The organism is Stutzerimonas stutzeri (assembly GCF_013522825.1).
Lineage (GTDB): Bacteria > Pseudomonadota > Gammaproteobacteria > Pseudomonadales > Pseudomonadaceae > Stutzerimonas > Stutzerimonas stutzeri_AK.
Genome location: NZ_JAAMQZ010000038.1, coordinates 31,254 through 43,875, shown reverse-complemented (window position 1 = coordinate 43,875; position 12,622 = coordinate 31,254). Strand labels below are relative to the sequence as shown.

General features: G+C 60.6%; 12 protein-coding genes. 9 read left to right on the top strand and 3 right to left on the bottom strand.

Going from position 1 to position 12,622, the window contains the following annotated elements; all coding sequences use genetic code 11:
* Window positions 1–104 precede the first annotated feature (104 nt).
* The 3 genes from G7020_RS19500 to G7020_RS19490 all read right to left on the bottom strand — a co-directional run bounded on the left by G7020_RS19500 (window position 105) and on the right by G7020_RS19490 (window position 2,803).
* On the bottom strand, window positions 105–368 hold the full coding sequence (locus tag G7020_RS19500) for an EexN family lipoprotein (RefSeq protein ID WP_000717310.1): 264 nt from the start codon (window positions 366–368) through the stop codon (window positions 105–107).
* Window positions 369–400: 32 nt separating this feature from the next.
* Entirely contained in the window at window positions 401–1,306 is a 906-nt protein-coding gene (locus tag G7020_RS19495) for a LysR family transcriptional regulator (protein ID WP_058130798.1), read from the bottom strand.
* Between the two features lie 93 nt (window positions 1,307–1,399).
* Window positions 1,400–2,803, bottom strand: coding sequence for an efflux transporter outer membrane subunit (locus G7020_RS19490; RefSeq protein WP_225526179.1), 1,404 nt, complete (start codon window positions 2,801–2,803; stop codon window positions 1,400–1,402).
* Between the two features lie 100 nt (window positions 2,804–2,903).
* On the opposite strand from G7020_RS19490, the gene G7020_RS19485 reads away from it, so the two are divergent.
* The 9 genes from G7020_RS19485 (at window position 2,904) to G7020_RS19445 (ending at window position 12,586) form a co-directional block, all read left to right on the top strand.
* Window positions 2,904–3,545, top strand: a complete 642-nt coding sequence (locus G7020_RS19485; protein WP_240905047.1) for a TetR/AcrR family transcriptional regulator — start codon at window positions 2,904–2,906, stop codon at window positions 3,543–3,545.
* A complete protein-coding gene (locus tag G7020_RS19480) occupies window positions 3,542–4,708 on the top strand; it encodes an efflux RND transporter periplasmic adaptor subunit (protein ID WP_003092290.1) in 1,167 nt (388 codons plus the stop codon). The genes G7020_RS19485 and G7020_RS19480 overlap by 4 nt, the downstream gene beginning before the upstream one ends.
* A gap of 24 nt (window positions 4,709–4,732) precedes the next feature.
* The gene (locus G7020_RS19475; protein ID WP_014603542.1) at window positions 4,733–7,837 is read left to right on the top strand and encodes an efflux RND transporter permease subunit; all 3,105 of its coding nucleotides are present in this window, start codon (window positions 4,733–4,735) and stop codon (window positions 7,835–7,837) included.
* Window positions 7,838–7,917: 80 nt separating this feature from the next.
* Window positions 7,918–8,265 carry a DMT family transporter gene (locus G7020_RS19470; protein WP_038421338.1) on the top strand — a complete coding sequence of 116 codons (348 nt, stop codon included), beginning with the start codon at window positions 7,918–7,920 and terminating at the stop codon, window positions 8,263–8,265.
* Window positions 8,266–8,280: 15 nt separating this feature from the next.
* Window positions 8,281–8,901 (top strand): DUF3313 family protein, encoded by a 621-nt coding sequence (locus G7020_RS19465; RefSeq protein WP_000837791.1) that lies wholly within the window; start codon window positions 8,281–8,283, stop codon window positions 8,899–8,901.
* A complete protein-coding gene (locus G7020_RS19460) occupies window positions 8,898–10,055 on the top strand; it encodes an MlaE family ABC transporter permease (protein ID WP_000063629.1) in 1,158 nt (385 codons plus the stop codon). The genes G7020_RS19465 and G7020_RS19460 overlap by 4 nt, the downstream gene beginning before the upstream one ends.
* Window positions 10,056–10,060: 5 nt before the next feature.
* On the top strand, window positions 10,061–10,873 hold the full coding sequence (locus G7020_RS19455; protein WP_024944155.1) for an ABC transporter ATP-binding protein: 813 nt from the start codon (window positions 10,061–10,063) through the stop codon (window positions 10,871–10,873).
* Between the two features lie 91 nt (window positions 10,874–10,964).
* Window positions 10,965–11,894, top strand: a complete 930-nt coding sequence (locus G7020_RS19450; RefSeq protein ID WP_000433686.1) for an MlaD family protein — start codon at window positions 10,965–10,967, stop codon at window positions 11,892–11,894.
* Window positions 11,895–11,986: 92 nt separating this feature from the next.
* Complete coding sequence (locus tag G7020_RS19445; protein ID WP_003124411.1) at window positions 11,987–12,586, top strand: ABC-type transport auxiliary lipoprotein family protein; 600 nt, start codon at window positions 11,987–11,989, stop codon at window positions 12,584–12,586.
* Window positions 12,587–12,622: the final 36 nt, after the last annotated feature.

Below are 12,622 nucleotides of genomic sequence, written 5' to 3'. Positions count from 1 at the left end.
ATCCGATTTCAAACAATCCAGCCAAAACAAGATAGATCCAACCCATTGCGATTCTCCTTCAAATTTTTCATATCCGGCATACATACTCCGGCATGACCACCAGCTTAGAACTTCGGCGGCTCTTTAGGCGTGGTGTGGGGCACATCGCCATCTTCGTAAAAGCGCTTTCGCGTAGCCTCGGCAACCCGGTTACATAGTTGGTCGCCCAGCATTGGTCGATCCAACTTGCATTGCTTGCGCAACTCTTTCAGACGCTCAGGATTGAGCGCTAATTCATCGACTGTCGGAAGGTTGGCTTTATCTGGTTTCCCAGATGGGCTGCAGGCTGCCAATGTCGAGGAAAGCAATATGAGAGCAATCTTCTTCATGGTTAATTTTCTTTGGGAGATTGTGTGATGGTTTACCGCCGACCTTTGGCATCTGGAGATTTGATCGAATGAACGCGTTCCATGAAGCGAGTCAGCATTTCTGACGGCTCGCTGGCCGGCCGTAGTAGATAGGTCGTGAGCATTGGCGAACGTCCAGTCAGCGGCCGTGCGACCACCCCCTGTTCCCTGCTGGCTGTGATATGCGCGCCTCCTGTGAGGCCTAGTGCAAGTCCCGCCGAAACCAGGACCATCATTAGATCGCTGGAAGTCACGCGTTCGGCAATCAGTGGCTCTATGTCCACGCGACGTAGCCCCCGTTCAACTTGCCGAGCATGGCCCTCACACGCCACCGCGTCGCAGAGCACCAGCGGATACCGCAACAGCTCTTCTAGGGGAATCTGTTTGTGGGATAGCAAGGGGTGCCGTGCGGGCACAGCTACCATCAGAGGGTCACTCCACACCGGCACGGCGATGATGCCTTCGCCGACTTCATCCGATTGAGCGAAGCCGAGATCGTACAGTTCGCCACACAATCCCTTGATTTGCTGTGCCAAAGGCACCTCGAAGAAGCGAACTTCCACTTCCGGCTCTTCCTGCCGGCAGAGCGCCAACAACGCAGGCAGGCGCGATGGCGTGATTCCATCAGACAATGCAATACGGAGCTGGCAATGAAAGCCATTGGCTGCGGCGTTCACACTGTCGCGCGCCTGCTGCAAAGCTGCGAAGACACGCGGCACGCTCTCAAAGAAGAGCCTGCCCGCACGAGTCAAGCGGGTGCTCCGAGTGGTTCTCGCAAATAGCGCTACGCCCAACTCTTCCTCAAGTTCCTTGATGGCGCGCGACAGCGGCGATGTCTCTATGTGGAGGCGCTCTGCGGCTCGGGCAAAGTGCAGCTCCTCTGCCACCGCCAGAAAGTAGCGCAGGTGTCGAATTTCCATGTTCGCATTCCTCATCACTCAGGCCTCACCACCTTCGCCTTGCGTCACGCTATTTAGCTAGCCTTCGCAAGCTGCTCCAGCATGTTTCTGCGATCAAACAGGAGAGCCGGATAATGCTTTTGCCAGGACGCCCCATTGCATGGCTGTCTCGGCCCGCGTGCGGATCAGCGAAGCCTGCGCTGACAGCACCCCGGCCTCAGCCTCGGCCACCACCGTGGCGTCCACTTGTCCCGCCTCGAACAGACGTCGGCTGCGATCGAGCTGACGCTCCGCGACTGCGACACCCTCGGCCTGATGCTCCAGTGCTGCGTGCTGCGTATGCCAACCGAGATATGCGTTCTCTACGTCCTGCAAAGCACTCAACAAAGTGCGCTCGAACTCCGCATGGGCAGCTCGGCTGCGCGCCTCTCCGGTCTCGATGCCGGCACGGATCGCGCCACCATCGAAGATCGGCAACGACACCCCGGCCCCAAGTGAAAAAATGTTTCCAGTGATGCGGGTTCCCACACTCTCTACGCGCTGCCGTCCGCCGCTCAGGTCCAACACCAGCCTGGGGAAGCGTTCGCCTTCGGCTGCGTTCCAGCGCGCGGTTTCGGCGGCGAACTTCGCTTCGGCGGCGCGCACGTCGGGCCGCTCACTCAGCAGGTCCGCAGGTATGCGTGTCGGTGTCCAGTCCGGGACGGCGAGCGACGCAAGAGTTGGGGAAGCTGCAGGCGCTCCGGGCGTTTGTCCCACTAGTACATCGAGTGCATGCGTCGCCTCGCCGCGCGCACGCCGCAGTTGCTCTTGCTCCACGCGCAGTGCGACGACGCCGGCGCGGGTACGCTCGATGTCGAAGCCGGTAGCTTGTCCGGCCTCGAACTTCCGTTGCATCAGCAAGACGAGTCGTTCTGCGGATGCCAGCCGCGCCGCGGCTAGCGCTTCGAGCTCACTGGCTTGGCGCTGCTGCACAGCCGCCGACACTGTTTCAAACGCGACCTGCCACCGCGTGGCAACCCACGCTTGTTCGGCTGCCACCGCATCCAGGCGCGCACCTTCTGCTGCCTGCGAAAGCCGTCCCGACAGGTCTGCCTCCCACGATGCGGACAACGTGGCGCGGCCATCATTGCCGATTGCAACGTTCTCTGAATAGTCGCGTCCTCGAGTTGCCTGCGTGCCCGCGGACAACGAGGGGAGCAGGGAGGCCCGTGCTCGCCGCGTGGCGGCCGATGCCTCGTCCACGCGCGCTCGCGCAATCGTCAGTTCGGTATTGCGCTCCAGCGCCGCCCGGACCAAGGCATTGAGGTGCGGATCGCCGTAGGCCGTCCACCAATCGACGGGAAGAGTACGGCGGGACGATTTGTCCAAGATGCCTTCACCTCCCTCTTCATTTGAGAAATGGGCCGGTACATCCAGGCGAGGTGGATCGGCAGAGTGCGGGGCATGGCTGCAGGCCGCAAGAAGCAGTAGCGGAGAAATCATGGCAATGAGGCGATAGCGTTCAAGAATTTGAGACATGGCAGCTCCTTGCGTTCCGAAAAAGTCTTGACGGACTGTTGTATGGCTTCTACTATACCGTCTGGACTGTATATGACTCAAGCTTTTTTGGAGCACGACCATGCCGCCCCGCGCGAAAACAAAGTTGCCCCCCCCGTCCACTGCCCATAGCAGCGCCGATGCGCAGCCCGGCCTCCAGCAAGGAGCCCAGCGAACTCGCGACCGCATCCTGCAGGCCGCCCGCGAACTGGTACTGGAGGAAGGTGCCAGTCGCTTGACACTGGACGCCGTCGTTGTGCGGGCCGGGTTGAGCAAAGGGGCGTTTCTCTATCACTTCAAGACCAAACGCGATTTGTTCGTGACACTGATCGACGAGATGATCCGGGCGGACGACGCGGTACAAGCCAATCACGAGCGCAGGTTTGCCGGAGATCCGGACCCCTGGCTGTCGAGCCAGGTGGAAGCGATGCCCGACGACGAGATGCAGAAGATGGGCGCAGCGCTGCTCGCGGCAGCTGCGGAAGATCCAACACTTCTCGACCCACTGCGCGAGTGGTACCGCGTGCAGTACGAACGCGTGCGTCGATCCCCGCGTGGCACCGAGACCGCGGCACTCATCATGCTGGCATTGGATGGCGCCCTGTTCGCCGATCTTCTGGGTTTGCCAATACTCGCACCCGCAGAGCGGCGGCATTTCTTTCGGGCGCTCCAGGATCTCGCCTCGGGCCATCTCGAACTTGTCCCGGCAAAAGGACGCACATGAGTCGCGTCCGTAGCGGTGTCATGACCGCGTGCGCACCGCGCTCCTTGGCGGTTGCTTGCACACTATCCATTTCGACTCTGCTCTCAGGGTGCGGAAACTCGCAATCCACCGTATCCGAGCCTCCGCGCGCAGTGAAGCTCGCCGCCGCGCAGTCGGATCTCCCGCATAGCTCTCGCATCGAATTGACTGGCTCGGCGCGAGCAACCGAGCGCAGCATCCTAGGATTTGAAACAGGAGGACGGATCGCCAAGTTGAACGTCGACGTGGGTGAACGGTTCTCCCGCGGCCAAGTCCTGGCAGAACTTGATGCGCAACCTGACCGGCTTCGCGTGACACAAGCGCAAGCATCCCTGGCGGCCGCCGAAGCCGGCCTGATGGATCGACGTGTACAGACAGATCAACAGCGCCGGTTGCTCGAAAGCGAAGTCATCTCCCCTGCTGCGTTCGAGAGCGCGAAGGCGCAGCTAGCGGTCGCAGAGGGTCAAGCGCGCACTGCCAAGGCGGCGCTTGGCCTGGCCGAACGAGCACAACGTGGCACGATGATCGTCGCTCCTTTCGATGGTGTCGTGGCGGAAAAGCTGGCTTTGGCGTTCACCGACATTGCTGCTGGTGCGCCGGTATTTCAGGTCGACGGCGTGCGCAGTGGCACTGAGATCATCGCGAACGCGTCTACTACACAGGCACCTCACATAGATGTCGGCCAACGCGCAGAACTGAGCTGGAGCGGAGCCGAACAACCAATCCGAGCGGTGGTACGTCGTGTCGGTCTGCGCGCCGAAAATGGCTCGCTCCTACCCGTGGTGCTAGTGCCTGAAGATAACGCGCAAGCGCGCGCACTTCGGCCAGGTATTCCCGTACAGGTCGTGCTCGACGCACCTGCGGCAACCTCCAAGACCTCTCGGCCCGAGACTGTATCCATACCTTATGCCTCGCTGGTGCTCGGCACGAAGCCGGGCGAGGCTTCCGTCTTCGTCTACACCCCTGAAGATAAGAAGGTGCACCGTCGCGCGGTGCGCTTCACGCCGGTACAGGAAGGAGACAGCGCGCGCGTCCTCGCTGGACTCAAGCCCGGCGAGACGGTGGTTGCCGCCGGAGGAGGATGGCTCACCGATGGACAGCCAGTGACACCACTGGAAGCCACCACTCAATTGACCAAGCGCTAACGCGATCCACCAGGTTACTTCATCATGAAGATCACCGAGATGGCGCTGCGCGCCAGTCGACTTACCTACTTTGTAGCGCTCATCATTTTCGTCGCCGGCATCGCGACCTTCCTGAATTTTCCTTCTCAGGAGGAGCCGACTGTCACGGTCCGCGATGCGATGGTCACGGCGTTGAACCCGGGGCTGCCCGCCGAACGCGTTGAGCAACTCATTGCCCGGCCGATCGAGGAGCGCTTGCGCGAACTGGCAGAGGTCAAGCGCGTGACGAGCACCGTGCGCGCAGGCAGCGCCATGATCCAGGTCACGATCTGGGACCGCTACACCGACTTGGCACCGATCTGGCAGCGCGTCCGGGCCAAGGTCGCCGATTCGAAGGATGCCTTACCACAGAGCACAATGGGGCCTTTCGTCGACGAAGACTTCGGCCGCGTCGCGGTTGCCTCGATTGCGGTCACTGCACCAGGTTACTCCATGAGCGAGATGCGCGTCGCGCTCAAGCAGATGCGCGACCGCCTGTACACCGTGCCTGGTATTGAGCGCATCACTTTCTACGGCCTGCAGGAAGAGCGCGTCTATCTCGAATTCGATCGGCCTAGGCTCGCGCGATTGGAGCTGACACCACAGGGGGTGATCGACCAACTCGTCAAACAGAACGTCGTCGCTTCGGGTGGACAAATTGTTGTCGGCGGCATCAATGCAACCTTGGCGGTCAGTGGCGAAGTGCGTGACGCTCCCTCCCTGCGAGCAATGCCGATCGCGCTGCCACGACCGCAAAGTAGTACGGCGCCCGTGCCGACGATCGCATTGGGTGAACTGGCGCAGGTGAGTGTGCGGCCAGCCGATCCGCCGGAATCTGCTGCCATCTACAAAGGCCAGCCCGCTGTCGTCATGGCGGTTTCGATGGCCTCCGGTCAGAACGTGGAGCAGTTCGGAAAAGCGCTCAAAGCACGGGTTGCAGACCAGGAGAAGCTGCTGCCGGCGGGTTTCGATCTGTCATACGTCACTTTCCAGGCCGATGTCGTCAAGCACGAGATGGGCAAAATGAACCACGTCATGATGGAGACGATCATCGTCGTCCTCGGTGTCGTCGTGCTATTTCTCGGTTGGCGCACCGGGATCATCGTGGGCATGATCGTGCCGTTGACGATCCTCAGTGCACTCATCGTCATGCGCGCGATGAACATCGAGCTTCAGAACGTCTCGATGGGCGCCATCATCATTGCGCTCGGCTTGTTGGTGGACAACGGCATTGTGATTGCCGAAGACATCGAACGCCGCCTGGCCGGTGGCGAAGATCGTAAGCATGCCTGCCTCGAGGCGGGCCGCACGCTCGCCATTCCGCTGCTCACGTCCTCGCTCGTGATCGTGATCGTGTTCTCGCCGTTCTTTTTTGGCCAGAACGCCACGAGCGAGTATCTGCACAATCTCGTGGTCGTGCTGGCACTGACGTTGTTCGCTTCGTGGCTGCTGTGCCTGACTGTCACGCCCCTATTGTGCTACCACTTCGCCAAACCCCACCACAAGCAGGAGCAGGGCGACGCCTATGACACCCGCTTCTACCGTGGCTACCGGCGCGTACTGGAGTGGGTGCTCCACCATAAGGCGGTCTATGTAGCGTCGATGATCGCGGCGCTTGCCATTGCGCTGTATGGCTTCACCACCCTGCCGTACGATTTCATGCCCAAGTCCGACCGGCTTCAGTTCCAGATTCCGGTGCAGCTCGCCCCCGGTACCGACTCGCGCGAAACGCTCGCCCGCGTGAAGCAGATCAGTGGTTGGCTGGGCGACACGAACATCAATCCAGAAGTCTCCGATCACATCGGCTACGTCGCCGATGGTGGCCCGCGCTTCATCCTTAGCCTGAATCCACCACTGCCGGCATCGAACATCGCGTACTTCGTTGTCACATTGAAGCCGAAGAGCGACATCGACGCCGTCCTCGCCCGCACCCGCAGCTACTTTGCGCAAGCACATGGCGACGTGCGCGCCGAGCCCAAGCGTTTCTCACTCGGTGCGACCGAGTCAGGGACTGCCATTTATCGCGTCAGCGGTCCGGATGAGGAGGTATTGTTGGGGGCCGCGTCCAAAATCGAAGCAGCGCTGCGCAAGCTGCCCGGCACCATCAACGTCAAGAACGATTGGGATACGCGCGTTGGCCGCATCGACGTACGGGTCGACCAGGACCGCGCGCGTCGGGCGGGCGTGACGACTGAAGACATCGCTGGCGGGCTGGATGTCCGCTACAGCGGCAGATCGATCTCGGTTATTCGCGACGGTGACACCTCCGTCCCGATCGTCCTGCGCAGTATCGTAAGCGAGCGTCGCAGCACGGCAGACGTAGGCGCGACGCTCATCTATCCCACCAACGGCGGTCCAGCGGTGACGCTGGCTCAGGTCGCAGACGTATCGCTCGCGAGCGAGCCCTCGGTCATCCAACGGCGCAATCTCATCCGCACGATCACCGTGCAAGGACAGAACACCTCTTACACCGCCCAGGAGATCATCAACCGCCTGGCGCCTAGCGTCGCTGCCCTGGACCTGCCCGCGGGCTACTCGGTTGAACTTGGCGGCGAGATCGAGGAAGCCGCCGAATCGAACGCCGCGCTGTCGACCTACATGCCCCTCGCATTTCTGGCGATGCTGATGCTGTTCGTATGGCAGTTCAATTCTTTCCGCAAGCTCGGTGTGATCCTCGCGACGATCCCTTTCACGCTTATCGGCGTGGTATTGGCTCTGAAGCTGACCGGCACACCTTTCAGCTTCATGGCGACCTTCGGCGTACTGGCCCTGTTCGGGATCATTGTCAACAACGCCGTGCTCTTGCTGGAACGCATCGACCAGGGGCTAGCGGAAGGCCTGCCACGCCATGAAGCCTTGGTTGGGGCCGCGATACAACGGCTTCGTCCAATCGTGATGACCAAGGTCACCTGCATTTCGGGACTGGTGCCACTCATGCTCTTCTCCGGACCATTATGGAAAGGGATGGCGATCGCGATGATCGGTGGGCTGGCACTCGGAACGCTGGTGACGTTGGGCTTGATTCCGCTGCTTTACGAAGTCCTGTTTGGAATCAAGCGAATTGGGCCGTGGAACCTGAGTGCCGCCACCGCGCATGGAGATCGCTCATGAGTCTCTTGCGAGCCGCCGCGTGCTGCGCATTCTCAGAATTCGTATGCACCCACGCTTCATGCGTATGTCTCGCTAGGCTTATGCGATTCAGCACCCATCCGCTGATCTGGAAATCCTGGTCGATTGTCATTGCCGCAGGGGTTCTAGGAGCGGGCTATCCACTGGGCCTGCGGGCCATCACGGCGGGCGGTCCGATGCGCTGGGTCGGCCTCTGTGTGGCAGTGACGTGCATGGCGGCCAGCGGCGCACTTTTGTGGTTCGCGCTCAAGCGGATTCCGATCAGCGCGGCCTCTGCAGCCTGGGCAGGAATCGGGCTACTTGGAAACTTGGGCGTCGGCGCCCTCCTACTAGGCGATGTCGCATCGGTAACGCGCTGGTCTGGCACCGCCCTCATCGCAGCAGGCATTGCCTGTCTTAGTTTCGTTTGATCAAGGAGACCCATTATGAAGAGCAAAACTGCATTGATCCGCGGCGGCATCTTTTTTTGCGTAGCAGGCGCGCTCTCTGGATGCGCGACCAACAGCATGACGCGCTCCGGATTTCTCGGCGACTACGAGAAGTTATCGCCGACACGATACGAGAACGTACTGATGTACCGCGCAGCGGGATTCGAGCCCAAGCGTTATGCCGCTGTCGTGGTGGAAGAAGCGCAGATCAAGACCGCCTCGGGTCGCATCGATGGGCTCGATGACGCGCAGCAGCGCGAAGTGCTAGACCATGTGACGAGCGAACTGAAACGCCAGGAAGGCAAAAGTCCCGCCCCCCCAGGTGGCGCGGGACAGGTTCGGGTGCGTGTAGCGGTCACCGAACTGCAGACACCGAATCGGGCAGTCAATGCAATGACGACCCTGCTGGTTGGACCCGTGACGACGGGTGGTGCCAGCCTAGAGTTCGAAGCAGTCGATTTAAGGACGGGACGCCGGGTTGCTGCCGCCAGTTGCTTCGAGCGCGGCAACGTCATTAAAGAGTTCGCCGGTTCGTACACATTGCTGGGTCATGCCAAAGCGGCGATCACGAACTGCATCGAGCGCATCGACAGCGCTTGGCGGGACACGCAGCCATGAGCAACGCTTCACAGGCTTGGCTCCGGCAGGATGCCATGGTCGGCGGTGATCACAAATGGCTGGCGGGTGGCGACTGGACGATAGAGCACTACGCCAGTCTGGCAAAATCCGTGTCCGCCGCCCGCATCAGTCATGCCGAGGGGTACGCCACTCCCTTACTCGACTGGACGCAAGTCCAGAGACTGGACACCGCCGGCGCGGCTCTGCTGGTGGAAATTCTCGGGCCAGACTCGATACTCGACCGGCCGGAGGCAGCTCCAAATCTGTCCTCGGATCGCCTCGCCCTAATGAGAGCGCTGGCCGCCGCTGCTACCGATCAGCAGAAGACGGAGAAAGCAGCGGTGAGCGGGAATCCTCTGCTCCGCGGTCTGGGACGCATAGGCCTGACCTTGGAACAGGGCTGTCGTGCGTGTCTTGGTCTGGCCGGGTTCGTGGGCCAGATCATCGAAACATGGAGCCGTACCGTTCGTCACCCGCGTCGCTGGCGCGCGACCTCGGTGATCGCTCAAATCCAGCGATCAGCGGTGGACGCCATTCCCATCGTGGCGCTACTGAGCTTCATGGTAGGAATGGTGGTGGCGTTCCTGGGAGCAACGGTGCTGGCCAACTTCGGTGCGAGCATCTTCTCGGTGCATCTGGTCGCCTTCTCGTTCATGCGCGAGTTCGGAGTGCTGCTCCCGGCCATATTGATTGCAGGCCGTACCGCAAGCGCGTACACCGCCCAAATCGGTTCGATGAAGGCAAATGAAGAGATCGATGCGCTTCGCTCCAACGCGCTCGACCCCATCGAGTTACTGGTGCTGCCACGCGTGCTGGCGCTTCTTGTGTCCTTGCCACTGCTCACCTTAGTAGGCATCTTGGCTGGCATTGCGGGCGGCGCCACCGTATGCGCACTGAGCTTGGAAATTCCTCCCGCACAGTTCCTTGCCATCGTGCAGGAAAAAATCGAGGTGCGCCATTTTCTTGTCGGAATGAGCAAGTCCCCGCTCTTCGCGGTGATGATCGCCGCTATCGGCTGCCATGAAGGGTTCAAGGTCGCCGGTAGCGCTGAGTCGGTAGGCGACCACACGACGTCTAGTGTCGTGCAATCAATCTTCATGGTGATCCTGATAGACGCCATCGCTGCACTGTTCTTCATGGAGATGGGCTGGTGAGCGCGGTGAAGCAAGACACCGACAACGGTGTGCGACACGCTATTGAAGTGCGCGGCCTGGACAACAGGTTTGGAACCCAGCAGGTCCATCAGGACCTAGACCTGGACGTGCGGCGCGGGGAAATCCTTGGCGTGGTGGGAGGGTCAGGCACCGGGAAATCCGTGCTCTTGCGTAGCGTCGTCGGGCTGCAGAAGCCGCATTCGGGCGTGGTCCGTATCGGGGGGCGCGACCTACTGCGAGCCCAATGGCTTGCGCGCGCGCGTATGGAGCGAAGGTTCGGCATTCTGTTCCAGAAGGGCGCGTTGTATTCATCGCTGACCGTCTTGGAGAACGTCGCTCTTCCTTTGATCGAGCATGTCGGTCTGGCGCGGCCTCTTGCCGAGCGTTTGGCAAGAAGCAAGCTGGGCTTGGTGGGGTTGCCTGCCGGAGCGGGAGACAAGTATCCGGCCTCGTTGTCCGGAGGCATGGTGAAACGAGCAGCACTGGCGAGAGCCTTGGCGCTTGATGCGAACATCCTGTTTCTTGACGAACCCACCGCAGGACTGGATCCAATCGGGGCTGCATCTTTCGACCAATTGATTCTGACCCTGCGCAATGCACTGGGCCTCACGGTGTTTCTGGTAACCCACGACCTCGATACGCTGTACACCATATGCGACCGTGTCGCGGTCCTGGCGAACCAGAAGGTACTCATCAACGACGGCATCGAGGCAGTCGAGCGCTTCAAGCACCCGTGGATACAGGAATACTTTCACGGCCCCCGTGGCCGTGCGGCCGCACAGGCCACTGGTGCTTCCAGCCAAGAGACGCAGCCATGAAACCCCTCCGCATCTGCATCATTCTTCCGTCGCGCACGCATTGGGCTGGGCGCACGCAATATTTAAACTCTGAGAACGAGGTGGTCTGATCATGGAACCACGTGCCCATCATGTATTCATTGGTCTGTTCGTCGTGCTGCTCGGTGCGATTGGTATTGGCTTCGCGCTTTGGCTCAGCGACACACGTTCCGACCACGATTACCAGTATTACCGGATTATGTTCGATGAGCCAGTGACCGGGCTTACGCCCGGCAGCCAGGTTCAGTACAGCGGAATCACGATTGGCGAAGTCGTTGCACTTTCTCTTTCACCGCGAGACCCAAGGCGGGCGATAGCGCGCGTACGCATCAATGCCACCATCCCGGTCCGGCAGGATACCCGCGCTGAATTGGTCATCACGGGAATTACCGGCAACGCGGTGATCGAGTTGAGCGACGGTGGGCCAAACGTGCCATTGCTGGATCGGAGAGAGGACGAGGAACCGTTGATCCTCGCACCACGTTCGGCGATGGCATCCCTGGTCTCCGGTGAGGGGAACAGCATGACGACACTCAACGGCATCTTGCTGCGCACGCAGGAGTTACTGTCGAAGGAGAATTTGGCTCTTGTGCACCGCAGTCTGGTGAATCTTGAACAGACCACGGGCGCGGTCGCTGACCAGAGGGCCGAGATCGCGACGTTAATCAGCAATCTGACCGAAGCAAGCAGAGAATCGACAGCTGCCGTGCGCCAAGCAAATAGCACTCTTCGCGATGCCAACCTGCTACTAAATAACGATGGTAAGCAAATCATGGTGAACACGCGTGATGCAACGGCATCCCTCGAACGCGCCGCTTTCAGGGTTGAGACGCTACTGCAAAACAATCAGGAATCGCTGAACCAGGGCTTGGCCGCCACAGGTCCTGCCATGCACGAACTCCAGCAGGCGCTGGCCAATCTAAACACCGTGCTGCGCCGACTGGATCGCAATCCGGCGCAATACCTGCTCGGTGGAGAGAACATTGAGGAAACCAAGCCGTGAACACTTCCGCCAGGATGATTCCCGTCGCTGCCGTGACTATGACGCTAGTACTCGGCTTGTCCGCGTGCAGTGTGCTTCCCAAAGCAGCTCCAATGGTCACCTACAAATTGCCCGACTATCACATCGCCCAGGCGGAGAGTACGCCGCGCGCCGTTCCGGGACCCGGGGCGCTGCGCGTCTACGCCCCTGAGAGTAGTCGCGTCCTGGATTCGGAGCGGCTGTTCATTGCGCAGCCCGATGGTCGCTTGTCGGCTTGGCAAGGAGTGCGTTGGGCCGACCCCGCACCGGTGCTGCTGCGTGACCGAATCGTCGAAGCCTTCATGCGCGATGGGCGGTCGACTTCCGTGATTACCGATAGCACCCCAATGAGCGCCGATATGGAGTTGCGCAGTACGCTGCGGGCGTTCCAGCTCGAATACCGCGGCACTGAAGCGATCGCCGCGGTTCGGCTCGATGTGCAACTGGTCGATCCGGCCAAACGGACTGCTATTGCCAGTAGACGCTTCGAAGCAATCCAAGCCACAGGCAGCAAGCGAGAGGCCGATGTGGTGAGCGCGTTCGGTGTCGCCACGGATATATTGGCCGGGCAGATCGTTGAATGGGCAGTTCAGGTCGGGGCAGCGCGTTTGCGAGTTGCACCGGAATTGGCAAGCAACCATGCACCCACAGCGTCGTCGATAAGCACAGACTAGTCGTCTTAACGGAGCACAGAAGCTAGGGCCAAAACG

Bases quoted from the DNA above. Each gene is read 5' to 3' on its own strand.
- G7020_RS19500 (WP_000717310.1), bottom strand. From the start codon at position 368: ATGAAGAAGATTGCTCTCATATTGCTTTCCTCGACATTGGCAGCCTGC.
- G7020_RS19495 (WP_058130798.1), bottom strand. From the start codon at position 1,306: ATGGAAATTCGACACCTGCGCTACTTTCTGGCGGTGGCAGAGGAGCTG.
- G7020_RS19490 (WP_225526179.1), bottom strand. From the start codon at position 2,803: ATGTCTCAAATTCTTGAACGCTATCGCCTCATTGCCATGATTTCTCCG.
- G7020_RS19485 (WP_240905047.1), top strand. From the start codon at position 2,904: ATGCCGCCCCGCGCGAAAACAAAGTTGCCCCCCCCGTCCACTGCCCAT.
- G7020_RS19480 (WP_003092290.1), top strand. From the start codon at position 3,542: ATGAGTCGCGTCCGTAGCGGTGTCATGACCGCGTGCGCACCGCGCTCC.
- G7020_RS19475 (WP_014603542.1), top strand. From the start codon at position 4,733: ATGAAGATCACCGAGATGGCGCTGCGCGCCAGTCGACTTACCTACTTT.
- G7020_RS19470 (WP_038421338.1), top strand. From the start codon at position 7,918: ATGCGATTCAGCACCCATCCGCTGATCTGGAAATCCTGGTCGATTGTC.
- G7020_RS19465 (WP_000837791.1), top strand. From the start codon at position 8,281: ATGAAGAGCAAAACTGCATTGATCCGCGGCGGCATCTTTTTTTGCGTA.
- G7020_RS19460 (WP_000063629.1), top strand. From the start codon at position 8,898: ATGAGCAACGCTTCACAGGCTTGGCTCCGGCAGGATGCCATGGTCGGC.
- G7020_RS19450 (WP_000433686.1), top strand. From the start codon at position 10,965: ATGGAACCACGTGCCCATCATGTATTCATTGGTCTGTTCGTCGTGCTG.
- G7020_RS19445 (WP_003124411.1), top strand. From the start codon at position 11,987: ATGGTCACCTACAAATTGCCCGACTATCACATCGCCCAGGCGGAGAGT.